Source organism: Adonisia turfae CCMR0081, from assembly GCF_011009555.1.
Taxonomy (GTDB): domain Bacteria; phylum Cyanobacteriota; class Cyanobacteriia; order Phormidesmidales; family Phormidesmidaceae; genus Leptothoe; species Leptothoe turfae.
This window is the reverse complement of sequence record NZ_QXHD01000004.1, coordinates 6,288,193-6,313,723: the sequence shown is the minus strand read 5'-3', so window position 1 is coordinate 6,313,723 and position 25,531 is coordinate 6,288,193. Positions and strand designations below refer to the sequence as shown.

Annotated in this window: 18 protein-coding genes; 12 read left to right on the top strand and 6 right to left on the bottom strand. The window is 48.2% G+C overall.

Translation table 11 applies throughout. The features are described from left to right. Positions 1 to 218: 218 nt before the first annotated feature. On the bottom strand, positions 219 to 1,676 hold the full coding sequence (locus DXZ20_RS30805) for a protein kinase domain-containing protein (RefSeq protein WP_163666541.1): 1,458 nt from the start codon (positions 1,674 to 1,676) through the stop codon (positions 219 to 221). 298 nt (positions 1,677 to 1,974) lie between these two features. On the opposite strand from DXZ20_RS30805, the gene DXZ20_RS30800 reads away from it, so the two are divergent. After that, positions 1,975 to 2,964: a hypothetical protein gene (locus DXZ20_RS30800; protein ID WP_163666542.1), complete on the top strand. Its 990-nt coding sequence runs from the start codon at positions 1,975 to 1,977 to the stop codon at positions 2,962 to 2,964. A gap of 36 nt (positions 2,965 to 3,000) precedes the next feature. Here the strand turns inward: DXZ20_RS30800 and DXZ20_RS30795 are convergent, their stop codons facing one another. Beyond that, positions 3,001 to 3,822, bottom strand: coding sequence for a lysophospholipid acyltransferase family protein (locus tag DXZ20_RS30795; protein ID WP_163666544.1), 822 nt, complete (start codon positions 3,820 to 3,822; stop codon positions 3,001 to 3,003). 428 nt (positions 3,823 to 4,250) lie between these two features. Here DXZ20_RS30795 and grxC point away from each other — a divergent pair, with 428 nt between their 5' ends. Together grxC and DXZ20_RS30785 are read left to right on the top strand one after the other, a co-directional pair. After that, positions 4,251 to 4,559 carry a glutaredoxin 3 gene (grxC, locus tag DXZ20_RS30790; protein WP_163702725.1) on the top strand — a complete coding sequence of 103 codons (309 nt, stop codon included), beginning with the start codon at positions 4,251 to 4,253 and terminating at the stop codon, positions 4,557 to 4,559. Between the two features lie 52 nt (positions 4,560 to 4,611). Further along, the gene (locus DXZ20_RS30785; protein ID WP_163702724.1) at positions 4,612 to 5,478 is read left to right on the top strand and encodes a DUF72 domain-containing protein; all 867 of its coding nucleotides are present in this window, start codon (positions 4,612 to 4,614) and stop codon (positions 5,476 to 5,478) included. Positions 5,479 to 6,233: 755 nt separating this feature from the next. On the opposite strand, the gene pdxA is transcribed toward DXZ20_RS30785, so the two are convergent. After that, positions 6,234 to 7,250 (bottom strand): 4-hydroxythreonine-4-phosphate dehydrogenase PdxA, encoded by a 1,017-nt coding sequence (gene pdxA, locus DXZ20_RS30780; protein WP_163702723.1) that lies wholly within the window; start codon positions 7,248 to 7,250, stop codon positions 6,234 to 6,236. 89 nt (positions 7,251 to 7,339) lie between these two features. On the opposite strand from pdxA, the gene DXZ20_RS30775 reads away from it, so the two are divergent. Together DXZ20_RS30775 and DXZ20_RS30770 are read left to right on the top strand one after the other, a co-directional pair. Then, positions 7,340 to 8,098, top strand: a complete 759-nt coding sequence (locus tag DXZ20_RS30775; protein ID WP_163702722.1) for a DsbA family protein — start codon at positions 7,340 to 7,342, stop codon at positions 8,096 to 8,098. A gap of 61 nt (positions 8,099 to 8,159) precedes the next feature. Then, the gene (locus DXZ20_RS30770) at positions 8,160 to 9,482 is read left to right on the top strand and encodes a four-carbon acid sugar kinase family protein (RefSeq protein WP_163666555.1); all 1,323 of its coding nucleotides are present in this window, start codon (positions 8,160 to 8,162) and stop codon (positions 9,480 to 9,482) included. Here the strand turns inward: DXZ20_RS30770 and hslO are convergent, their stop codons facing one another. Then, a complete protein-coding gene (gene hslO / locus DXZ20_RS30765) occupies positions 9,483 to 10,391 on the bottom strand; it encodes an Hsp33 family molecular chaperone HslO (RefSeq protein WP_163666557.1) in 909 nt (302 codons plus the stop codon). It abuts the gene before it with no gap. Between the two features lie 219 nt (positions 10,392 to 10,610). Here hslO and DXZ20_RS30760 point away from each other — a divergent pair, with 219 nt between their 5' ends. Continuing rightward, positions 10,611 to 11,015: a hypothetical protein gene (locus tag DXZ20_RS30760; protein ID WP_006516608.1), complete on the top strand. Its 405-nt coding sequence runs from the start codon at positions 10,611 to 10,613 to the stop codon at positions 11,013 to 11,015. 16 nt (positions 11,016 to 11,031) lie between these two features. Here the strand turns inward: DXZ20_RS30760 and hisD are convergent, their stop codons facing one another. Beyond that, complete coding sequence (gene hisD / locus DXZ20_RS30755; RefSeq protein WP_163666561.1) at positions 11,032 to 12,324, bottom strand: histidinol dehydrogenase; 1,293 nt, start codon at positions 12,322 to 12,324, stop codon at positions 11,032 to 11,034. Between the two features lie 160 nt (positions 12,325 to 12,484). On the opposite strand from hisD, the gene rpsT reads away from it, so the two are divergent. The 5 genes from rpsT to DXZ20_RS30730 all read left to right on the top strand — a co-directional run bounded on the left by rpsT (position 12,485) and on the right by DXZ20_RS30730 (position 23,509). Continuing rightward, positions 12,485 to 12,781 (top strand): 30S ribosomal protein S20, encoded by a 297-nt coding sequence (rpsT, locus tag DXZ20_RS30750; RefSeq protein WP_163666563.1) that lies wholly within the window; start codon positions 12,485 to 12,487, stop codon positions 12,779 to 12,781. Between the two features lie 6 nt (positions 12,782 to 12,787). Next, positions 12,788 to 13,597, top strand: coding sequence for a TatD family hydrolase (locus DXZ20_RS30745; RefSeq protein ID WP_163702721.1), 810 nt, complete (start codon positions 12,788 to 12,790; stop codon positions 13,595 to 13,597). A 452-nt stretch (positions 13,598 to 14,049) separates the two neighbouring features. Next, positions 14,050 to 17,403: a DNA-directed RNA polymerase subunit beta gene (rpoB, locus tag DXZ20_RS30740; protein ID WP_163666567.1), complete on the top strand. Its 3,354-nt coding sequence runs from the start codon at positions 14,050 to 14,052 to the stop codon at positions 17,401 to 17,403. A 187-nt stretch (positions 17,404 to 17,590) separates the two neighbouring features. Next, a complete protein-coding gene (locus DXZ20_RS30735) occupies positions 17,591 to 19,456 on the top strand; it encodes a DNA-directed RNA polymerase subunit gamma (RefSeq protein WP_163666569.1) in 1,866 nt (621 codons plus the stop codon). Between the two features lie 54 nt (positions 19,457 to 19,510). After that, complete coding sequence (locus DXZ20_RS30730) at positions 19,511 to 23,509, top strand: DNA-directed RNA polymerase subunit beta' (RefSeq protein ID WP_163666571.1); 3,999 nt, start codon at positions 19,511 to 19,513, stop codon at positions 23,507 to 23,509. 232 nt (positions 23,510 to 23,741) lie between these two features. Here DXZ20_RS30730 and DXZ20_RS30725 read toward each other — a convergent pair whose 3' ends face one another. After that, entirely contained in the window at positions 23,742 to 24,917 is a 1,176-nt protein-coding gene (locus tag DXZ20_RS30725) for an HhoA/HhoB/HtrA family serine endopeptidase (RefSeq protein ID WP_163666573.1), read from the bottom strand. A 262-nt stretch (positions 24,918 to 25,179) separates the two neighbouring features. Here DXZ20_RS30725 and DXZ20_RS30720 point away from each other — a divergent pair. Further along, positions 25,180 to 25,531 (top strand): glutaredoxin family protein (locus tag DXZ20_RS30720; protein ID WP_431732093.1); only part of this gene is annotated, 352 nt, incomplete at its 3' end.

Sequence of the window (25,531 nt, the reverse complement as noted above, 5' to 3'; positions counted from 1 at the left end):
AACTTTAGATTAGTTAAGAAAAGAACGGTTAATTGCCCCAATCTTTTCTAGTGTTCTTGATTTAAGCAGGTTCCTGTCCCAAATTTACTTTTGGTTATTTAATCTTCAACATTTCTAATAAACGACACAACAAGATGGTTTTATGATACCTGTTATGCGCTCGAAGGCGAACTATACAGACAGGTTGACTTATCTCTTGAGATTTCTATTGCAGCCGCTTATCGTAACCCCTTGCTGTATCGCCAATGCCAGGGTTCATCTTCTCCTGCCGGATTACCCTGGGGATATGACAGCTCAAAACCATAGTTTTTTGCATATCGCTTCAGCCAGCGATATGCATCGGTCTGATTAAAACTAATGTCCCAGTCAGTACTCTCATCAGCGTTTTTGTCGCCAATGGCCACGGCATACCCAGTATGATAATCACTTTTTTTAAGCCACTGGTTAACATCTATATCTGTTCTCTCTTGAAGCCGTCGACGTTGTTCAGATAACGAGAGATATCCTGCTAAAGGAAGTAGTTCAACACCTTCGTTTTTGGCTGCAGCCACCATGCTCCAAAAAGCGTCTACCATATCAGGCCTGGCTTGAATGCTGCCGTCGTCTAACAGGGCTACCAACTCTCCTCGTTTGGCTTCATCATAGCCTCTCGGGGCGGCGGTCACAGTATCCCATTTTCGACTGATGTTATAGGCGGCCCATTGATAACCTTTGACGCCAAACCCGAGCACGATCAAAACTGCTGTGACAAAACCTATGACTTTTAAAATAATCTTAGGTGGGATTAATTTCACAGGTTTTGTTGTCGGTTTAGCATCTACCGGTGGTAAGACGCCCGCCGCAACATGGGTTGGCAGGCGGCTATCTTGCCCAACGCGAATGCCTGTAATTGTTCTTTCAAGCGCTTTGAGAGCTTCGACCGCAGTCTTATAGCGGTTTTTGGGATTAGGCTCTATGAGTCGTTTAATAAAGGTTTCAAGGGCTGGACTAATAGTCTCATTAGCCCATTGCACCTGATGCGTGATGGGATGAATATTTAATTGTTGTGGATGAATGTTGGTGAGTGCCGCAATCACTACCATGCCAACGGAATAGAGATCACTGGCGTAGCAGGGTTTACCCCGTGCTTGTTCGGGAGAAGTATAGCCCGCTGTACCAACTTTGACCGTGGTTGTTATCTTGCCGTTGTGATCGATCTGACTGTTGCTTAGGGTTTTGACCACCCCAAAATTGATCAGGCAGATGTCGCCGTTATTGGTTTGGCGAATCAAATTGGCTGGCTTAATATCGCGATGAATGGTTCGATGCTGATGAACAAATGCCAGCACAGTCAAAATATCCTTCAACAATTTTGTGACGTAGCTTTCGTCTAGTCGGTTGCTTGTCTTGATTTCTTGTCGCAGGTCATGGCCATGGATCATTTCTTGAGCAATGTAGAACTTATTGCCCTCATCGAAGTAAGCCAGGAGCTTCGGAATACGAGAATGTACACCTATTTTTTCTAAGGTGTTGGCCTCTTGGCGCAACATTCCTAAAACTTTGGGGCTAGTGTGGATCAGCTGCTTAATTACGCATTGGGGGTGACTGGGCTGGTGATGGTCAATTGCCCGATAGGTAATGCCATAGCCACCTTGATCCAGAACTTCTAGTATTTCAAAACGATGGGCAAGCTTCATGGTGAGTAGGCTTTTCTGTCTAGGTCTGCAAGGTGGCTATATTTAGGATGGGCATGGCTGATCCTCGGTATGGTTACGTCTATCCAATTTGAGCTAGTGGCAAGTTTTATAGATCGATTTATCCTTTGAATCAGCAATGGCGCGGATGCATTCACTAACATTGTCCGTTGAACATTACCAGGTGGCCTTTAACCCATAGAATTCTTTTAGTCTCCAATTAGTCTGTTATGCCTTAACTCAAGGTACGGTTCTGGTTGGAAAATTGGTTTGAGCCGTTGTCTATAGAGAGCTATTTTCCATGGTTGGTCGCTGTAAGCATGTATTCCCGTTAGCATTGTTCGCTTCCATTGCAACTGTTATAGGTAAAGATGCCATTAACCAACCACTACAAGCACAGCCTGGCCCCATCATTGTTTGCAGTTATGACCCTAGTACAGGTGCGCCTAATCCATTGGGAATGCGGACGTTTATCACCCTAAGGGAAGCTGAGGGGACAACCGAAGTATCTTATGAGCAATTGGGGACATTTGTTCCTGGTCCCGTAGAAGCTGTTCTTACCTCAGAGCGAACATTGGTGTTCCCAAATCAGTCTATTGATCGGGTGCGACAGCTGTTGCTAACCAATGATACGTACTATCAAGAATTGGTTGGATTTGATGATCCAGAAGGGTTTGCGCCCGTTAATAGTACGTTGATTTGTCGTGCTGAGACGGTTGCTCGTCCAGTGGCTCGTCCTGAGCCCCGCCCGCCCGCTGCGGCAGAACTACCTGATCTCAGTGGTACTCGATCTCGTTCAGAGCTGCCTGATCTGGATAGTCCAGCCCCCAGTGGTGCTACTGGTAGCTCTACTGGTAGCCCTGCTGCTACACCCCCGACGTTTTATGACACGATTGCTGGCCTTGCTGATGGTAATTATCGGTATGTTTCAGGGGCCGCTGAGGATCGGGCCTATTCTGAGCAGGAGTTACTGAGTCGAGGTGGCGTTCTGTTTGTTTTTCGCAAGACAGGCGATGAGATTATTGGGTCCTATAGTTACATTGATGGCGAAGCTATCTGTGTAACTGGCCGAGTTAGTGGTAACACGGTGAGCGGGCAAGCCTATCCGTTTGATGGTGTTACCCGTGACCTGGGCGAAGACTTTACTTTTTGGGGACCGGCTACATTTCTGCGGGTGCGTCGTACCCGTGGTGATGAAGGTAAGCGCTATTACGCTAGCGCTACCCTGGAACTCAATGATTTTTCTCGTATAAATGCCGGGCCTGCCTTACCACCCAGCAACTGCCAATAGATATTTGTTTTGGAGGGTAGTTGCTGTCGGCCCTCCTTACGTTTCAATTAATTGGTCAAGATTTTGTTGCATTTGGTCGACAACTTGCCCATAGCATTCTTGAACATATGCCTTGTCCTGGGCAGCAGCACGACCTGTGCGTTCAAACATAATGGGAGGACACACACGGGTTTGGATTTGGTTGGGCCATGGAATATGGGGCAAGGGGCCAAGGGCCAAGCCCCAGGGGAGCCCTAGATAAATTGGAAAAACTTCTGGATCGATGTCTTGAAACCAGGGTAGAAGACCTTGCTGGTTAAGCCATTTGGCTTGTTCGTAGCAGTTTTCCAGAACTATAAAAGTGTCGTGGGCACCTGTGGAAATCACCGGTACGATGGGGACGCGCTCCCTGAGGGCAAGTTTGATAAAACCGGTACGTCCCATCAGTTGGATTTGGTGTCGCTCGCGGTGGGGACGAAAGACGTCTTGGGCTCCACCTGGAAAAACCAGGACGCTGGCACCGCGTTGGAGAGCTGCGATCGCAAACTTAGGTTGAGCCGGTACAGCACCACATTGACTAGCCAGCTTTGCCAAATCAGGATTCACCTGCCAGATTTTGGCATGCATTAGGCCATACATCGGTCGCTCGTAACCAAAGCGGCGAAACCAGTCCACCATCATCATTAATAGATCAGGGGCCGCCAGTCCGCCATTGTGAGAGCCAACAAATAGAGCCTGTTTGGGTACATGGTGCCAGCCATCGGTACGGGTACGAAAGTAATGGTTGTAAAACCATTCCCACTTGGGCATTAACGATGCGATTACTTGAGGATCACGTTCTGACAGCGCTGATTCAATGTCATAGCTGCTACCGGGCATAGACTCATGTTAATTAGGGCAGCCCTCAGCCTACCGAAGATTTACCGACATACTTATCAAGATTTGATAGATGAGGAAAAAAGTCCTGAGTTGTGTCAATTAATCAGGATATTGAAGTACTTCAGCCTACACAATGCTAGTTGGCATGCTCCCATTTGGGGTGCATACAAAAAGGGCCCCCACCGAAGTGGGAGCCGCAGTAAGCGTTATTCCTTAATGACTTAATTGTGCCAGGGAAATTTAGTCTGAGTTGTGACGATGATCATGCCCTGGTCGTGTTTAAGTTCATATCCCAGTACTGATCTATTCGGTATCATTATTGTCAAGGGTTTGCAAAGAGTTTCGACCACCTAAAAAAGATTTACCATATAGATACTAGCGCTGTGAATACGACGTTAGTGCAGATCTATTGTCTAGGGACGCACACCATGGAATTGCTCAACCGTTTGCTAGGTCGCAACCCTGATACTGTAAAGGCAAATGTGGAAATCTATACATGGCAGATCTGCCCCTACTGTATCCGCGCCAAGCTACTGCTGTGGTGGAAAGGGGTGAATTTTACGGAATATAAAATTGATGGTGATGAGGCAGCCCGTATCAAGATGGCGGAACGGTCTAATCAGCGCCGCAGTGTGCCTCAGATTTTTATCAATGATCATCACGTTGGTGGCTGTGATGACCTGTATGCTCTTGATAGCAAAGGCCAGCTTGACCTTCTTTTAACCCAAGTGGCATAGGGTGGGAATAGCTCACCAGAATTGGGATTCAACGCTTTTAGGAACAGAACAATTGGCAGATTTTCGCATCGGCTGTGCCGTATGGGCTTGTAGGGAATGGCTCGGAGATTTTTATCCGAAGGGCAGTCGTGCTAGCGATTTTTTGCGTCTCTATGGCGATCGCATGACCTGCGTTGAAGGCAATACCACTTTCTATTCAATTCCGATATCAGAGACGGTGCAGCGCTGGGCTGAAAATACGCCTGATGCATTTCGGTTTTGTCCAAAACTGCCTCGTACAGTCACCCACAGTGGTGAGTTAATGCCGCAACGGTCTGCTGCTCTGGATTTCCTCACATTGATGCAGGGGCTGGGGTCAAAGCTGGGGCCAATATTTGCACAGCTGCCGCCGAGATATAGCCCCAGGTTGTTTGCAGACTTGTCTAAGTTTGTGGCGAACTGGCCTCATCAGCAATGTCCTTTATCGTTAGAAGTCCGTCATTTAGATTGGTTTAAATCTCCTCACTTAGAGCGGCTAGACGAGCTATTAACTCGATGGAGTGTAGGTCGAGTCTTGTTGGACACTCGTCCGATTTATACCTGGAGTAATCTAGCAGAGGACCCGCAACTACGCTCTGAACGTAAAAAGCCTCGGGTTCCTTTGCTGCCAGCAGCGACTGCCCCATTGGTGCTGGTGCGCTACATCAGTCACCCTGATCTGGATCGCAATCGTGATTTTTTAAAAGGCTGGGTGCAGCAGGTAGGAGATTGGTTAGCTCAAGGTATCTCGGTTTATTTTTTTGTACATTGTCCCCACGAAGCAAAGTCACCAGCCATTGCTCGCTATTTTCAGGAGCAGCTAGAAAAAGCAGGTGTGGATGTGCCGCCGTTGCCTTGGTCGTTGATTCAATCGCCACCTCAGCAGTTAGGATTGTTTTGAAGAGGCAGAGCCCAAGAGACTCTCACGAAATCAATGATTTAGAACTTTGCGAGTCTCTCAGTATTTTCAAAGATCTTATCGATATTTGGGACGATAAACGTGAAAGTCGATGAGTATACAGACGACGTGTGAAAACTTACTATATCTTTCTCCTAAAGCTCAGCAAGATTCATCTCCTTCTCTTGTAGTGAGTTTTTAAGCTTGGCTAATACTACATCAGGTGTGTCAGCTCATTTAGAAGAATTATCTCAACCCCAATAACAGTTATTGCTGAAGGCTATAAATAATAACAGCTATGTGCGCAGCAAACTGCTGTTGGCGTAGCCTCTCCTGTGGAGATATGCATTCAGCAGTTTGGCATACATGCCCAACCTGTTCAAAGTCTAGGTTGACGTGTCATGTTACAGCTTGAAAGGACGGTAAGCGTAATTTAAGGTTGTATACATCTTTTCCAATACAGTTCTAGAACCTACTTCGGTCTGGCAATTTCTTAGTGGTTTCTAAAATGACTAAGAAAAAGGGGACTAGATAGTCCCCTAAGGTTCCTTGAAACAAAACTTGTATGTCACTCGCTATTGTACAGATCAAATCCCACTTTGAACCACTGAATTTGCTTGATTTTTGGGTTTTTTATTTACATGTAAAATTGCCTAAAAAAATACGTGTCCCTATATAGAACGTCCCAAAAAGCTCCAGGGAAATGACGGATTTCTCTCGTTACCCTATGTGCTTTTTTTAACACCAAAAGCCATTGATTAATTGTGGCCATTGACTTGGCGTTGTACTGCTAATTCAATGGCAAGGTCGATAGCCGCTACCATGCTATCGGGTCGAGCTATACCTTGACCAGCGATGTCAAAGGCGGTGCCATGATCGGGGGAAGTGCGAATAAAAGGCAGACCAATGGTGGTATTTACGGCTTGGTCAAACGCCAACATTTTGACTGGAATCAATCCCTGGTCATGATACAAAGCCAAGTAGCCATGGTGGGCCTGTTGTTCCAAATGATGCCAGGCTTTTGCTGGGCTTACCCACAGTGTATCTGGTGGTACTGGACCTTCTAAAGTTACATGGGGAAATCGCTGTCGTTGACTGTTGAGCCAAGGAATTAGCCAGTCTATTTCTTCTCGACCGATTTGCCCTTGTTCACCGCTGTGGGGGTTGAGACCTGCGATCGCAACCTTTGGGTTCTCTACCCCAAAATCCCGTTCTAAACATTTTAATAGTAGTTCCAGTTTCAAGGTCAGCACCTCAGGTGTCAGCACCTCAGGCACCTGACGCAGAGGGATATGGGTGGTTGCCAACAGGGTGCGCATGGTCCAATCAGTCATGGGTGACCGTGCCACAAATAACATGCCAAACCGCGTGACCTCCGCCATTTCTGCCAGTAGTTCTGTTTGACCTGGGTAATGGTGACCTGCTGCCAACCAAGCTGATTTGGCAATGGGAGCTGTGATCACACCACTATAGCCATCTTTTAAGCAATAACCAATGGCTGTTTGCAAGCTGCGAAAACTAAGATCGCCGCTGACAGCATCACCCTGACCGATACGGATCGTTTGATCGGCTGCCAAGGGGACATCGATAATTGGATGGTCTGTCAACGGTAGCCCTAGCCGTTTGCTACAGGCCATCAACTGTTGCTCATTTCCTACCAATGTGAGCTGTGCTGTCTGTTGCACCACAGGTAATGCTTTAAGCACGACCTCTGGCCCAATCCCGGCCATGTCGCCTAAGGTTACCAATAACTTGATTTGTCTAGCATTACCCATAGCTCACACCTCCTGATGACTCCCCTCAATTTCCCCAACAATAAACCAAAGTGTTAGCGTTAGTGAGTTGCTACTGTCAGTCCTTTCCCATGGCATTCAAAAACGTCTTGATGCGCACAGTTGCGATCGCTACTTTGCTCGCTCCGATTGGCTGTACCTCTGCGACTGATTCAGCACAGCCCTCTGCGGCGGAACAGCCCGCAACCCAGCAACAGGCGGAAGCCCCCCCAACTGAAGCTGAGCTTGAGTCCGCCGAAGCGGAATGGCGCAAACGTCAGGATGAGGTCAATCAGGTTCTATCATCCATGGATCGGGCTACATTTATTGGCGGCTCCCCCACTAAAGGTAATCCTGATGCTGAAGTGGTGGTGGTCAAGTTCTCCGATTTTGAATGTCTGTTTTGTGCTGTTGCAGCGGGCCATATGAAAGACTTTGTGGAAGAACGCGGTGAAGAGGTGCTCTACGTGTACAAGCATCTCCCCCTCACCAGTATTCATCCAGAAGCAGTGCCATCATCTAAGGCGTCATGGGCTGCTGCTCAGCAAGATCAGTTCTGGCTTTATCACACAGGCCTCTTTGCCAATCAAGAACGATTAGGAGATGAGCTATACGTGGAGCTAGCTGAGCAAATGGGGTTGGATATGGAACAATTTGAGCGCGATCGCAACAGCGATGCTGCCCAAGCCGCCATCGATGCCGACCTGGCTCTAGCTGGACAACTGAAACTACGCGGTACCCCGAGTTTTTTAATCGGTGGTTTGCTCATTCCCCCTGGTGTTCCCCCCGAGAGCTTTGGAGAATTGCTAGACAACCTCAAAGCTGCTCAACCGGCTCAATCGGCTGAGTAATATTAAGGTGGGCACTGCCCACCACCCTGTTCGAGTTAATCTACCAGTATGCTGTTGCCCCATGCCTGATTCCCGCCGCCCCAAAATTATTGTTATCGACGACGACCCCACCGGTTCTCAAACAGTTCATAGCTGTTTACTGTTACTGAAATGGGATGTGACCACCCTAAAACAAGGCCTCTTAGACGCATCTCCCATTTTCTTTATTCTGGCCAATACCCGTTCGCTCACCCCTGCTGAAGCAGAGCGTACCACCCGTGAAGTCTGTCAGAACCTAAAACAGGCACTGGTTGAAACCAACACACAAGAGTATTTGGTGGTCAGTCGTTCAGATTCGACCCTGCGCGGCCACTATCCCCTCGAAACCGATGTGATCGCGTCAGAATTGGGTCCCTTTGACGCCCATTTTATGGTGCCAGCATTTTTTGAAGCAGGACGTATTACTCTCGATAGCACCCACTATATTGAAACCGATGGCGTACGCATCCCTGTTCATGAGACTGAGTTCGCTAAGGATTCAGTATTTGGTTATAGCTATAGCTACTTGCCTGATTATGTCGCCGAAAAGACATCTGGCAAGATTGTTGCCGATCAGGTGAAACGGTTTACCCTGGATGTGATTCGCCAGAATACAATGGAGCGCTTAATGCAGCTGAGTAACAATGTTTGCGTAGCTGTTGATGCCCAAAACCAGGCTGATCTCGATCAGTTTTCCCAAGACCTATTGGCCGCCGCCGCCCAAGGTAAAAAGTTTCTCTTTCGCAGTGCTGCTAGCTTGCTCACATCTCTCGCTGCTTTACCCGTACAACCGGCTGGCCCGAGTGAGATGTCACGCTACACCTGTAACCATAAACCGGGTGTGATTTTAGTGGGCTCTCACGTTAAAAAAACAACTCAGCAACTGGAGTATCTTCTCAAGCAGCCAGGGGTAACTGGTGTAGAAGTTGATGTCTCTCGGTTAAATGAGAATCCTGACCAAGCGCAGGATATGGTAGTTGAAATCTTGGCCCAGGTGAACACCCTCTACGCTCAGGGGACAACAGCGGTGGTTTATACCAGCCGCAAAGAACTTACCTTCGCCGATGTGGCCACTCGTTTGGCGTTTGGTGAAGCTGTTTCTCACCTACTCATGGATATTGTGCGTGGCCTGCCTACGGATCTGGGTTTTTTGATCAGTAAGGGTGGCATTACCTCTAACGATACCCTTAGCAAAGGCCTAGCTCTAACATCTGCCAGGCTTTTAGGTCAGGTTATTCCAGGGGTTTCGGTGATTACAGCGGGGCCTGAGCACCCACAGTTTCCAAATTTGCCCGTTGTCCTATTTCCCGGTAACGTTGGCGGCGACGATGCTGTTGCTGCCGCCTACCAGCGTATGGCGAAATGATTATGCTCGATTCGCATTTTCCAATCTGAGTTCAGCTAGCAACTCGGTTAAGCGATCGCACTGAGCCTCATAGGTATCTCCACAAAAATGGCAGATGGCTTCAGCAGGCTCACTTTTGTCGATCATATCCTGGAGCTCATCTTCGCCCAGTAGTTTGAGGGCAGATAGCATGCGCTGACCATTACAGGGGCAGTGGAAACGTAGGAGTTGGCTCTCCGGAAAAATGGCTAACCCCATATCTCCCACCAGGTCCTCAATGATTTGAGGTAGCGTTTTTTGTGCCCGTAGCATGGGGGTGAATCCAGGTAAGGATGCCAGTCGAGATTCTAAGGTGGAGATCAGGCGCTCATCATGGGATACCTGAGGTAAAACCTGAAGGAGCAAGCCACCTGCTGCTTCTACGCCGTGTTTGTCGACGAATACACCTAAAACTAAGGCTGACGGTGTTTGTTCTGATGTGGCCAGGTACTGGGTGAGATCTTCGCCAATCTCCCCTGATACCAATTCCACTGTGCTGGAATACGGATAACCCAGACCCGAGTCACGCACGACGTAGAGATAGCCATTGCGCCCCACTGCTGCACCCACATCAAGTTTGCCTTGGGCATTGGGGGGTAACTCTACATACGGGTTAGAGACATAACCCCGGACGCTACCGTCTAGCCGGGCATCAACAAGAATACCGCCAATGGGTCCATCCCCTTGAATCTGAATATTAATGCGCGAATCTTCTCGTTTCATATTAGAAACTAGAAGTGTGCCAGCTGTTAGTGCTCTGCCTAGGGCAGCCGTGGCAACGTAAGAAAGCTTGTGGCGAGTCCTGGCCTCTTCGACTAAACGGGTGGTGATGGCTCCAACAACTCGGATGCCGCCATCTGCTGCTACTGCTCGAATGAGCTGATCCGCCATGGTTTTACTTTGTTTCTACAGTTTTGCTCCGCTGCCGATGGGCGAAATAAATCTATTTGAACTGAACGTGACTTGTCCAAACTTCTCAGATTAAGTTCGTTTGAGGATCAGCAACGCTTTTGAATACTTAATATTGTAGTAGGTAGAGCCGTCGCGTCAGGTTGTCGGTTATTTAGAGTTTTATCACCTGCTATATCGCTAGAAAGTAGTACTCAAGATATGTTTGGGATTTATCAACAAAGCACCCTCAGGATTGAAATAGATGCGACCATGGCTCAGTTGCGGCAAGGGTTGACCCAGCCCGATCAGCTTCGTCAGTGGCTCTGGCCACAGCAGTTTTCTGAAAGCTTTAAGGCACCGTTAGGGGTAGGGCAAACCTTTTCTAGTTACGTTGGCCCCATTCAGATTGATCACACAGTTGATGAATGCTCGGATAATGCCATCCGATTTTTGCTCCATCGAGGTGTGGATGGTTTTCACGAGTGGTACTGGGGGGATGGCTGGGTACAGTCTCGCTTAGAAGGTGTGTCCACATTGCCCCTTAACATCGCTCAGGCAACCAGTTTGCTGAGATTACAATTATTTATGGCAATGCAAAACCGCCAATCAAAAGAGACCCCATAGGTTTTGAGCAGTAAATTTACTCTTCTACGCGCAATCTCACCGAATCCCCATGGGAAGGTAGACCTTCAGCATTGGTAAGGGCATCAATGGCCCCTGCAACATTGAGCAGGGCAGATTTTGAATACTGAATCAAACTGGAGTGTTTCATAAAGGTTTCAGTACTCAGGGGGGACGCGTAGCGAGCGGCTCCAGACGTAGGCAACGTGTGATTGGGGCCTGCCAGGTAGTCACCCACAGCTTCTGGTGTGTCATGACCCAGAAAAATTGCGCCTGCTTGGGTGATTTTTTCTAACAGTGCCCAAGGATCTTCAACTTCAAGTTCTAAATGCTCGGGGGCAAACTGGTTGGACAGTTGGGCAGCTTCTTCTAAGGATTCTACGACGATGGCGATGCCGTAATGGGCGATTGCTTTTTCGGTGAGGATTTGGCGGGGGTGGCCTGCTAACTGGCGGTCGACTTCAACCACAACTTTATCGGCTAGTTTGCTATCTGTTGTCAGTAAGATAGCCGCAGCCATAGGATCGTGCTCGGCTTGGGCTAACAGATCTGCCGCAACGTGGACAGGATTAGCCGTGTGGTCAGCAATAATCAGTACCTCGGATGGACCCGCTAAGGAATCAATGCCAACGGTTCCATAAACCTGCTTTTTAGCCAGGGTGACATAGACATTCCCAGGGCCGCTAATAACGTCCACCTTGGGGATGGTCTCTGTGCCGTAGGCCAATGCCCCGATAGCCTGAGCGCCACCCACTCGATAGATTTCTTGCACCCCTGCTTCTTGGGCTGCGACTAACACTGCTGGGTTCGTGTGACCTTTGGGGGTGGGGGTAACCATGACTAAACGTTCCACCCCTGCTACCTGGGCAGGAATGGCGTTCATGATCACTGTGCTCGGGTAAGAGGCTCGGCCGCCTGGTACATAGATTCCGGCGTTGGCAACAGGGGTATAACGTTTACCCAGGACAACGCCGTTTTCTTCAAAGGTGACCCAATTTTTAGGCAAGCGTTGTTGATGGAAAGCCTTGACATTCTTGCAGGCAAGGCGAATGGCCTGGAGCAAGTCACCGGAAACTTGCTGGTAGGCGGTGTCAATTTCCGCGCCGCTAATGCGAAGGGTTTGGGGGGTCAGGGTTTGTTCATCAAACTTGGCAGTATAGTGCAAGAGTGCCTCATCCCCTGACTGTCGGATGGCGTTTAAGATTTCTCGAACGGTGGCTTCTTGTTCAACCACCTGATCGGTATGGATGCGATCGCAAATACGCTGGAGTTCAGCCTGCGCTTCGCTGATCTTGTACAAAGTTCGCAACATTGAGGCGGGTGGCGAGAGTGGGAGGAGTATGACTGTTATAGCTTAGCGCGGATTAGTGAGGGTCAGCCGGATAGCCCAATCAGATTATGACAGTTCAAGCCCTTGTGCATGCTCTTTGATGTTATAATTCGGAATCCTGACAAAAATACACTGGCAAATAGTGGCAAACATTAAATCTGCGATGAAGCGCATCCAAGTTGCGGAGCGCAATCGTCTACGTAATAAGTCCTACAAGTCGGCGGTTAAAACCCTAACCAAGACCTACTACGCTGCTCTAGACGCGTATGCTGCAGATCCTTCTGATGAGGAGAAGAAGCAAGCGGTTGATTCTTCCATGTCAGCTGCATTTAGTAAAATCGACAAGGCAGTCAAGCGCGGCAGCATCCATAAGAATGCAGCGGCTCGTCGCAAGTCCAAGCTTGCCCATGCTCGTAAGAAGCAAGAAGCATCAGCATAGTCATCCATGCAGCTGGTTGATTCCCACGTTCACATTCACCACAGCTTTGATAACTTAAGTTTTCAGGCAGACTTAGATGAGGTGGCAGCAGCTTGGCGACAGGCTGGTGTGGTTCACCTTGTTCATTCTTGTGTTCAGCCTTCAGAGTTTGCTGCCATGCAGGCTATTGCTGATCAATTTAGTGAAGTGTCCTTTGCGGTGGGTCTACATCCAGAAGATATGGATAAGTGGACGCCAGACTTGGCGGAGAAAATTCATCATCTGGCACTTTCCGATCGTCGGGTAGTGGCGATTGGAGAGACCGGGCTGGATTTCTACAAGGGCGATGATCAGGCAATTCAAATTGAAGCTTTTCGGGCCCAATTGTCCGTTGCCCATGGGTTAGATTTGCCCGTAATCATTCATTGTCGAGATGCAGCGGCAGCAGTGCGCGATGTGCTACAGGCGTTTATCCAGAATCATGGTCCTGTGCAGGGTGTAATGCATTGCTGGACGGGTACCCCTGAAGAAACTCAGTGGTTCCTTGATTTAGGTTTTTATATTAGCTTTAGCGGTATTGTGACCTTTAAGAGTGCTAAGCAGGTTCAGGCCTCGGCTCAAATGGTGGGATGCGATCGCATTCTCGTAGAAACTGACTGTCCGTTTCTATCTCCAGTGCCAAAGCGAAAAGAAAAACGAAATCAACCAGCTAATGTACTCCATGTGGCTGAGTGTGTCGCTAAGCTGCGAGAGGTGCCTTTAGAAGTGCTGGCAGCGCAGACAACTGCTAATGCAAGATCCCTGTTCAAACTTCCTGAGTCTTCGTTCGATCTTTAGTGACAAACCTTAATAAATGATGTAGGTATGTAAAAAACAGGTGCTTAATTTGTGAGCGAAGTTTAGTAAAACACTGTCTCTGTGGTGATTCATCGCTAAATAAAAATACAAAGCTACAAGAATATTAAATTTCACTGCTGATTTGTGATATACTACCTCGGCTGTACGTTAGCCTTACTATAGCCGACTGGCTCAGCTTTTTACACTTATCCTATTCATAACGCTGGTGCCCAACGGTTGCTTCAAAAATGCCCATTGCACCTATTTCAGCTATCGGATGCTAGCAAAACCCCGAAAAATATTAGCCCGACTGCATTGCCCTACAAGGGAGTGTAGTCATTCTTTTGTTTGTCGCTTAGCACTACTGGTTTCGATTTAACTAAACCCTCTTATATCTCACTCTCTCACTTTTATACCCCATTTATTTAGGCCCGACCTGCTTGAGGAGACGAATGACTGACCTAACCATTTCCCAATCCTCCTTTGTATTACCTGACCTAGTTGAGATTCAGCGCTCTAGTTTTCGCTGGTTTTTGCAAGAAGGTCTAATTGAAGAACTTGAGAGTTTTTCGCCGATTACTGACTATACGGGGAAGTTGGAGCTGCATTTCCTTGGTAAGGATTATAAGCTCAAAAGCCCTAAATATATGGTTGATGAGGCTAAGCGTCGGGATAGCACTTATTCAGTACAAATGTACGTCCCAACGCGCCTCATTAATAAGGAAACTGGGGAAATTAAGGAGCAAGAGGTATTCATTGGTGACCTGCCACTGATGACCGATCGCGGCACCTTCATTATCAATGGTGCTGAGCGTGTGATCGTAAATCAGATTGTCCGTAGTCCTGGTGTTTACTACAAAGCCGAAACTGATAAGCACGGTCGCCGTACTTACAATGCGAACCTGATTCCCAACCGAGGTGCTTGGCTTAAGTTTGAAACTGATAAGAACGATCTAGTTTGGGTCCGCATTGATAAAACCCGTAAGCTCTCTGCTCAAGTCCTCTTTAAGGCTCTAGGCCTAAGTGATGGCGAGATTTTTGACTCCTTACGTCATCCTGAATACTTCCAAAAGACCATTGAGAAGGAAGGTCAATTTAGTGAAGAAGAGGCACTATTAGAGCTATATCGTAAGCTTCGTCCTGGCGAGCCTCCCACAGTATCTGGTGGTCAGCAGTTACTACATTCGCGCTTCTTCGATCCCAAGCGTTATGACTTGGGTAAAGTTGGGCGTCATAAGCTTAACCGTAAGCTGCGCCTGAATGTGCCAGATGCCGTTCGCGTATTGACACCTCAAGATGTCTTAGCGGCTATTGATTACCTCATTAACTTAGAGTTTGACATCGGCATTATTGACGATATCGACCACTTGGGTAACCGTCGTGTTCGTTCCGTGGGTGAGCTTTTACAAAACCAGGTGCGTGTCGGTCTAAACCGTTTGGAGCGCATTATCCGTGAGCGGATGACTGTCTCAGATGCTGATTCCCTAACGCCTGCGTCTCTGGTTAATCCTAAGCCTTTAGTCGCTGCCATCAAGGAATTCTTTGGTTCCAGTCAGCTGTCTCAGTTTATGGATCAAACTAATCCTTTGGCTGAGTTAACTCACAAGCGCCGCATTAGTGCCCTTGGGCCTGGTGGTTTAACCCGTGAGCGTGCTGGTTTTGCTGTTCGCGACATTCACCCCTCGCACCACGGTCGTATTTGCCCAATTGAGACGCCTGAAGGTCCTAATGCTGGATTGATTGGTTCCCTGGCAACCCATGCGCGCGTCAATGATTTTGGCTTTATCGAAACGCCATTTTTCCCGGTAGAAGATGGTCGTATTCGTAAAGATCAGCCGTCAGTTTATATGACAGCTGATGAGGAAGATGATTTCCGTGTAGCGCCAGGGGATATCCCCATCGATATCGATGGCAACATCTTGGGTGAATCTGTCCCTGTTCGTTACCGTCAAGACTTCATCAGTACGTCAGCCTCTGAAGTAGATTACGTAGCCGTCTCACCGGTTCAAATTATCTCGGTGGCTACTTCACTAATTCCTTTCCTTGAGCACGATGATGCGAACCGTGCTCTCATGGGATCAAATATGCAACGCCAGGCTGTTCCCCTGCTGCGTCCCGAACGTCCTTTAGTAGGTACGGGTCTGGAAGCTCAGGCCGCTCGTGACTCAGGGATGGTAGTCGTCAGCCCGGTTGATGGTGAAGTTACTTTCCTTGATGCCAAGAAAGTAGTGGTTACTGATGCTGATGGTAAGCAATATGCCCAAGAACTCCAGAAGTATCAGCGCTCTAACCAAGACACTTGTTTGAATCAACGCCCCTTAGTTTTCTCTGGAGACAAGGTGGTTGCAGGCCAGGTGCTAGCAGATGGTTCAGCCACTGAAGGGGGTGAAATTGCCCTGGGCCAGAATGTCTTAGTTTCCTATATGCCTTGGGAGGGCTACAACTACGAAGACGCAATTCTGCTGAGCGAGCGTTTAGTATACGACGACCTCTACACCTCTATTCACATTGAGAAGTTTGAGATTGAGGCGCGTCAAACCAAGCTAGGGCCTGAAGAAATCACTCGCGAAATTCCTAATGTTGGAGAAGATGCTCTGCGTCAACTAGATGAGACCGGCATTATCCGCATTGGAGCCTGGGTTACCTCAGGCGACATCTTGGTGGGTAAAGTTACACCCAAGGGTGAATCTGATCAGCCCCCAGAAGAAAAACTGCTGCGGGCAATCTTTGGTGAAAAAGCTCGGGACGTTAGGGATAATTCTCTACGTGTACCCAATGGTGAAAAAGGTCGTGTGGTCGATGTGCGTGTCTTCACCCGTGAGCAAGGTGATGAGCTTCCTCCGGGTGCCAACATGGTGGTGCGGGTTTATGTGGCCCAAAAGCGCAAAATCCAGGTAGGCGATAAGATGGCTGGTCGCCACGGTAACAAAGGTATTATTTCTCGGATTTTGCCCATTGAAGATATGCCCTATCTCCCGGATGGTACTCCGATTGATATCGTACTCAATCCTCTGGGTGTACCGTCTCGTATGAATGTAGGCCAGGTCTTTGAATGTTTGCTGGGCTGGGCCGGAGAGAATCTCAATGCACGCTTCAAGATTACGCCTTTTGATGAGATGTATGGCAGTGAAGCGTCCATGGAAACTACCCATGGCAAGCTCCAGGATGCTCGTGATAACACGGGTAATAGCTGGGTGTTTAATCCTGAAGATCCAGGTAAAATCCAGCTTTACGATGGCCGTACTGGGGAAGCCTTTGACCGTCCGGTGACAGTTGGTAAACCCTACATGCTGAAGCTGGTTCACCTAGTAGACGATAAGATTCACGCTCGTTCTACAGGTCCTTACTCGCTGGTTACTCAGCAGCCCTTGGGTGGTAAAGCTCAGCAAGGTGGTCAGCGCTTTGGAGAGATGGAGGTATGGGCACTCGAAGCCTTCGGTGCTGCCTATACTTTGCAGGAACTGCTAACTGTCAAATCCGATGATATGCAGGGACGTAATGAAGCCCTTAATGCCATTGTTAAAGGCAAGGCAATTCCTCGACCCGGTACGCCTGAATCCTTCAAGGTATTGATGCGTGAGCTACAGTCCCTCTGCTTAGACATCGCGGTGCATAAACTAGAAACCCAAGAAGATGGCACCAGTCGTGATGTAGAGGTTGACTTGATGTCAGATTCTCTTAATCGACGTTCACCATCGCGGCCCACCTATGAGTCTATTTCTCGAGATGAAGCATCTCCTGAGGCTCCCCCTGCGGCTGCACCAGCTGCGACTCCTACCCCTGCCATTGAGGAGCCGCCCCTTTAACTCTGTGAATGAGCATAAGCGTTTAGCCGTCTGTTTTTAGCTCTATGCAAAGTAGCTAGAAAAGACCTGAACGCTTATGTCATCACTTTAGAATCGAGGCGAAGCAACCTTTTGTAAACAACTGTCCCTCGATTCGTCAACAGAAACTATGTCCTGATGTGTAGGCCGCGTACAAGGAATCAAGAGAATGCCAAAACTAGAACAGCGCTTTGACTATGTCAAAATCGGCCTGGCTTCGCCTGACCGTATTCGTCAATGGGGTGAACGTACGCTTCCCAATGGCACAGTTGTAGGGGAAGTAACCAAGCCAGAAACCATTAACTACAGAACTTTAAAGCCTGAAATGGACGGGCTGTTCTGTGAACGCATTTTTGGGCCTGCTAAGGATTGGGAATGCCATTGTGGTAAATATAAGCGCGTCCGTCATCGCGGAATCGTTTGCGAGCGTTGCGGTGTAGAAGTGACGGAGTCACGTGTGCGTCGTCATCGTATGGGCTATATCAAACTGGCTGCTCCCGTAGCGCATGTTTGGTATCTCAAAGGTATTCCTAGCTATATTGCAATTTTGCTCGACATGCCTCTTAGAGATGTTGAGCAAATTGTGTATTTCAACGCCTACGTTGTTTTAGATCCAGGTAATGCTGACAGCTTAAGCTACAAACAGCTCCTGACTGAAGATCAGTGGATTGAAATTGAAGATCAGCTTTACGATGAAGAGTCTGATCTGTCTGGTATTGAGGTTGGCATTGGAGCTGAAGCTCTTCAGCGTCTGCTACAAGATTTGGAGCTTGAAGCTGTTGCTGAGCAGTTGCGGGAAAATATTGATAACTCTAAAGGTCAAAAGCGGGCGAAGTTGATCAAACGTCTACGTGTGATTGACAACTTTATTGCAACCGGATCTCGTCCAGATTGGATGGTGTTGGATGTTATTCCCGTCATCCCCCCTGACCTCCGTCCGATGGTACAGCTAGATGGTGGTCGATTTGCAACATCGGACCTCAACGACCTCTATCGTCGTGTGATCAATCGGAATAATCGCTTGGCACGACTGCAAGAGATTTTGGCACCTGAGATTATTGTCCGTAATGAAAAGCGGATGCTTCAGGAAGCCGTAGATGCTCTGATTGATAATGGTCGTCGTGGCCGAACAGTAGTTGGCGCTAATAATCGACCTCTTAAGTCTCTCTCAGACATTATTGAGGGTAAACAAGGACGTTTCCGTCAGAACCTGTTAGGTAAGCGAGTTGACTACTCTGGTCGTTCCGTAATTGTGGTTGGCCCCAATCTAAAAATTCACCAATGTGGCCTGCCGCGTGAGATGGCTATTGAGCTTTTCCAGCCTTTTGTAATTCATCGTTTGATTCGTCAAGGTTTGGTGAATAACATTAAAGCCGCTAAAAAACTGATTCAGCGCAATGACCCGAGTATTTGGGGTGTGTTGGAGGAAGTCATTGAAAATCATCCGGTTATGCTTAACCGAGCGCCAACTCTACACCGTCTTGGTATTCAGGCATTTGAACCAATGTTGGTAGAGGGACGAGCTTTACAACTGCACCCGCTTGTGTGTCCGGCATTTAATGCTGACTTCGATGGTGACCAGATGGCGGTGCACGTGCCACTATCACTGGAAGCGCAGTCTGAGGCGCGGCTGCTGATGTTGGCGTCTAATAACGTTCTTTCCCCAGCCACAGGGCGACCCATTATTACGCCTAGTCAGGATATGGTGCTGGGTTGCTACTATCTCACTGCGGAAAATCCCTATGAGCAAAAGGGAGCTGACTCACATTTCGCCAGTATGGAAGACGCCATTGTTGCCTACGAACAAGGCATGGTAGATCTCCACGCTTGGGTGTGGCTGCGATTTGATGGTCCTGTGGAACACGACGGCGACCCGGTTGAGGTGATTGATAACGGAGATGGCTTTGTGACTAAGCGTTATGCCCATCGTCGTGTTCGCGAAGATGGGGACGGCAATCTCCTATCTCAACATATCTATACGACCCCTGGGCGCATTATTTACAACCATGCTGTCCATGCGGCCCTTGCCAGTTAAATTTTTTAGTTTTTTATCCAGTTAGCCAGTACCACGTTGAGGCAGAGAGACCCCATGGCAGATCAAGGTAACGAACAAGCCAACTCCATCATTTTTCGCAACCGTATTATTGACAAGAAGCAGCTTAAAAACCTGATTTCCTGGTCATTTGATAACTACGGCACGGCTCGTACAGCTGCAATGGCTGATGAAATCAAGTCCCTTGGTTTTAAGTACGCTACCCGTGCGGGGGTTTCTATCAGTGTTGACGACTTGCAGGTTCCCCCGAGTAAGCGAAAATTGCTGGATGCAGCGGAGCAGGAAATTCGCGACACTGAAGAGCGCTATACTCGGGGCGAAATTACTGAGGTAGAACGTTTTCAGAAGGTAATTGATACCTGGAACGAAACTAGTGAAGAGTTAAAGGATGAAGTAGTCCGTAACTTTAAGGAGAATAATCCGCTCAACTCGGTTTACATGATGGCGTTCTCTGGGGCTCGCGGTAATATCTCCCAGGTACGTCAGCTGGTGGGAATGCGCGGTTTGATGGCAAATCCCCAGGGTGAAATTATTGACTTGCCGATTAAGACTAACTTCCGCGAAGGACTGACGGTTACTGAGTACATTATTTCTTCCTATGGTGCCCGGAAAGGCCTTGTGGACACTGCACTACGTACAGCTGACTCAGGTTATTTGACCCGTCGTCTGGTAGACGTTTCACAGGATGTCATTATTCGTGAAATTGATTGTGGTACGGATCGGGGCATTCCCCTAAGTGCCATGACAGACGGTGAGCGGGTGTTAATTTCTCTTGAGGACAAGCTGTTAGGAAGAATTCTGGCTGACGATGCCGTTCACCCTAAAACTGGTGAAGTCATCGTTCCTCGCAATCAGCCTATGGACGCAATCATGGCTAAGGCTGTAGACGATTCTGGGATTAAACAAGTTAGAGTTCGTTCTGCTCTGACCTGTGAGGCAGCCCGTTCTGTTTGCCAGCATTGTTATGGTTGGAGCTTGGCCCATTCGCATATGGTGGATTTAGGCGAAGCTGTCGGTATTATTGCGGCTCAATCTATTGGTGAGCCGGGTACTCAGCTGACTATGCGTACCTTCCATACCGGTGGTACATTTACCGGAGAACTAGCACCCCAAGTTCGAGCAAAGGTAGCTGGTCAGTTCCAAATGCCTTCGAGCCTTCGTAGCCGTCCCTATCGAACTCGTCATGGTGAAGACGCTCTTGTGATGGAGGCGAATACCGACGCCAAAATCGTTATGGAGAACGGTAAGACACGCGCGGTTGCTTTACCACAGGGTTCCATTGTATTTGTTGTTGATGGGACTGTTCTTGCAAAGGGTGACTTGATTGCAGAATTACCTACCACTGGGCGAGTCCGTAAAGTAACTGAGAAAGCGAGTAAAGACGTAACCTCCGATATGTCGGGTGAAGTGCTATTTGCTGGTTTAGTGCAGGAAGAGAAAAAAGACCGTCAAGGCAACATCACTAAGTTGGCCCAACGTGGTGGGTTGTTGTGGGTGCTCTCGGGTGAAGTTTATAACTTACCTCCTGGTGCGGAGCCTACGGTTAAAAATGGTGACATGATTGATTCCAACGGCATTTTGGCTGAAACCAAAATTGTCACTGAGCGGGGTGGGGTGGTTCGCTTGCCTGATCGTTCTGATAGTAAAGGTAGCCGTGAGGTTGAGATTATTACTGCTTCGGTGATGCTGGACACCACGGAAGTCACGGTTGAGAGCGGTCAAGGACGTGAGCATTATTTTCTACAAACCGATCAGGGAGTACGTTACTCCTTAATTGCTACACCGGGTGCCAAAGTCACTGGTGGTCAGGTGATTGCAGAACTCGTTGATGATACTTACCACACTCAGAGCGGTGGCATCATCAAGTTCTCAGGTGTAGAAATTGCTAAGAAGAGTAAGGGCAAGCAAGGGTACGAAGTTACCAAAGGTGGAACTCTCCTTTGGATCCCAGAAGAAGCCCATGAGGTCAATAAAGATATCTCCCTACTAATGGTTGAGGATGGCCAGTTCATTGAAGCTGGTACTGAAGTTGTTAAGGATATCTTCTGTCAAATTAGCGGTGTGGTTGAAGTCACCCAAAAGAATGACATTCTACGGGAGATTGTGATTAAGCCAGGGGATATTCACATGGTGGATAGCCCAGATGCTGCTAGTGGTAAGGATGGGGTGCTGGTTAGTGCTGGTGAGGAAGTGATTCCTGGAGTAACGGCAGAAGCTCTTCGATTTGTTGAGTATGTAGAAACCCCTGAAGGAGCTGCGCTGTTATTGCGCCCGGTGCAGGAATTTGATGTGCCTGATGTGCCTGATGTGCCGACGCAACATGCTGTGAGTGATAGTGAAGATAATTCTATTGGCATCACTGCGATTCAACGTCTCTTCTTTAAGGATGGCGAGCGTGTGAAGTCGGTTGATGGTGTTGAGTTACTGCGGACTCAGCTAGTTCTGAATGTGGACAATGAGTCGTCACAACTGACAGCTGATATTGAGCTGGTGCCCGATCAGCATGATCCAGAGATTCAGCGCCTTCAGCTAGTGATTCTAGAGACTCTAGTCATCCGTCGTGATATTGCTGCTGACCAAACCCAGGGTAGTACTCAGACGCGCTTGCTTGTTGAGGAAGGCCAGGAGATAGAACCTGGTGCTGTTGTGGCACGTACCGAAATCCAGTCTAAGGAAGCTGGAGAGGTTCGTGGTATTCGTCAAGATGTGGAATCTGTTCGCCGTATCCTAGTCGTGCGTGATAGTGACCTGGTAACAATTGCTATGGATGGCAAATCGCCAACTGTGAAGGAAGGAGATTTGTTGGTTGATGGTTTTCCATTAGCTGAGGGGGTTATCTCTGAAGACTCTGGTCAGGTTGTAGCGATTAATGGCGACAGTGTTGTTCTACGGATTGCGCGTCCTTATCGTGTATCAACAGGTGCGGTACTGCACATTGAGGATGGTGATCTCGTTCAGCGGGGCGATAATTTGGTGTTGTTGATCTTTGAACGTGCCAAGACTGGGGATATCATTCAAGGTTTACCTCGGATTGAAGAGCTGCTTGAGGCTCGTAAGCCTAAAGAAGCTTGTGTCTTAGCGGAGCGACCGGGTAGTGCTCAGGTTGTTTATGGCGATGATGAAACGGTAGAGGTGAAGATCATTGAAGATGATGGTGTGGTGACTGAGTATCCAATTACTCCGGGGCAGCCTATGATTGTCTCCGATGGTCAAGAGGTCACTTTGGCTGAACCACTGACAGATGGACCTCTGAATCCTCACCAGATTTTGGAGTTCTTCTTCAAATATCATCGTGAGACTAAAGGCGTACATGAGGCTGCCATGATCAGCCTGCAAAAAGTACAGACTTTCTTGGTGAATGAAGTACAGTCGGTGTATCAATCCCAGGGGATTGATATTGCTGATAAGCACATTGAGGTGATCGTACGCCAGATGACTTCTAAGGCCCGTGTGGAAGACGGTGGTGATACCACAATGCTACCTGGCGAGCTCGTTGAGATTCGTCAGCTAGAACAGGTGAATGAAGCGATGTCGATTACAGGGGGGGCTCCGGCGGAATACACTCCTGTATTGTTGGGCATTACTAAGGCTTCGCTAAATACCGATAGCTTTATTTCAGCAGCAAGTTTCCAAGAAACAACTCGTGTGTTGACTGAAGCGGCTATTGAAGGCAAGTCTGATTGGCTACGTGGTCTGAAGGAGAACGTGATTATTGGTCGCCTAATCCCTGCTGGTACAGGATTTAATGCCTATGAAGAGCGTTCAACTCCTGAGATAGATCCTTCTTTCGATAAGGCTTTTCTATCGGATGATATGGCTTTACAAGATATGGTCTTAGACGATCGCACCGCTCGTGCCTATGATCGTGAAGGTGGCCTTAACATGTTTACCGACGATATGTTGGGCGGTACTCCAAGTGGTAATACTCCTGGAGCAAATGCATCGGGACCCGGACCTGCTGAGACACCTCCAACGCCTCCATCTCCGTTTTTGGATGATAATGCTTTGATTGATGATCAAACGGCCGCTCCTTAGATTATTTAGGATTGCAAGTCTAGCTAATCCTCTAGAAAAATAAACATCTAAGTAAAAGGGGCTAAGGAATTTCCTTAGCCCCTTTATTCTTATTGGCTCAGATTACTACTTTGGGATTTGACCTTATGCGGAATGCTGACTGATAGCGCCCAGTATGGAAGAGAACTAATCCCTAAAGGAGTGTCCCTACAGGATTGCCCTTTCAATCGGGTTGAATGAATTCGGATTTGTATTATGCGTCTAGATCTAGTGCTGCGGCTTTGATTGTGATTGTCTGCGTCTGTTCTCCACGATGTAGGCTTAGGTTTAATTGCTGCCCAATTTGGGCTTGGTCAACATAGGACTGTAGCTGATTAGCTGTTTGAAAATGCTGCTCATCAATTTGCGTTATCACGTCTCCACGGCGTAACCCAGCTTCAGCAGCTGGTGTTTCAGGAAGAACACGGATAACTAAGACTCCGCTAATTTCTGGAATGATCATGCTGGCATTGGGATCATCATTGTTGCGTTTTGCCATTTCTGGAGTTAGATCAGCAATTTGAATGCCCAGATAAGGATGAGCAATGCGCTCACCATGGGCTAGCTGGTCTTGAATAGATTTTGCTTTGTTGATAGGAATAGCAAAACCAATACCCATGGCATCTGCTCGAATTGCGGTGTTGATACCGATGACTTCGCCCTGGCTATTGAGGAGGGGGCCACCAGAGTTACCTGGGTTAATGGCGGCATCTGTCTGAATAAAATCAAGTCGTTTGTCGGGAATACCAACAGTGGCACTTGATCGTTTCAGCGTGCTGACAATCCCCAGGGTGACGGTATTGTCTAATCCCAGTGGATTGCCTACGGCAATGGCCCAATCCCCGACATCGATTGTGTCAGAGTCCCCTAAGGAGGCTACTGGTAAGGTTTTACTGTCTGTATTGATTTTGATGACGGCTAAGTCAGTTAGTTCGTCTGATCCTTCGACCGTGCCATCAAAATGTCGGCCATCTTTGAGGGTGACCGTAACGCGGTCTGCTTGGTTGACAACGTGAGCATTGGTGAGAATATAGCCCTTGCTATCTACGATGAAGCCAGAACCCTGACCACTGAGACGTTCCTGCTGGGGAATTCGCTGGAATGTATCAGGGCCAAAGAATCCCCTAAAAAGGGGATCGTCGTAGAGTAAATCGGGTACGTTGCGGGTGATTGTGCGTTCGGTGTCGATGCGCACAACTGCTTCACCAACGCGTCGCACAGCTGCGGCAACAAAGCTTTCGCTCGATAGTGAAGTTGTTTCAGCTGCTGGTTGAGTCAGAGCTGCTGCTGGTTGGATGCCTGCCAGAAAAAGCAGTATTGCTGAACAGCAAGTAATCAGCCATCGAATTATTCGATGGCTGAAGGGCTTGGGTAGATCAAAAGGCGTCATAAGGTCATGCTCTGAGACAATAACGGCCCTAAAGGATTCTCGTAAGGCCTGTACTAGACTTTGTTGGGGAGCTAGTTTAGTGGCTAAAAGTTGGTTCTATTGTGCCAGTTTCCTTAAGAATCGTGTGCGGTAACCCGCCCTGGAAATCATCACCTGCGATTTTGGAAAATTTTAGCCATTTCTTCTAGTGCCAAGGGTTGTGCTCATGTAAGGTAATGGTCGTTACGGGGGGATAAACGTCATGTTCGGTAGGGGTTTTTGGATGGTTTTGTGGGGGGTAACGATAGTGGTTGCGATCGCAAGCTGCCAGGATTTCTCCATCGGCCAGCTCATTGCCCCCAGCTATGAATTTCAGTTAGCTGATTACCTGTCAAACACGGGGGCAAAAATGTATGGAGCTTACTGGTGCCCGCACTGTGCCAGGCAAAAGCAAATCTTTGGCGACGCTGCCCTGTCAATTCCATATGTTGAATGCGATCTGCGCGGGGTTAATCCGCAAGTAGACCTCTGCAATGCAGTGGGTATCAACGCGTATCCCACTTGGCAAATCAACGGAGAATTCTATTTAGGAGCTCAACCCCTGAGGCGTTTAGCAATCATCTCAGGCTTTGAGA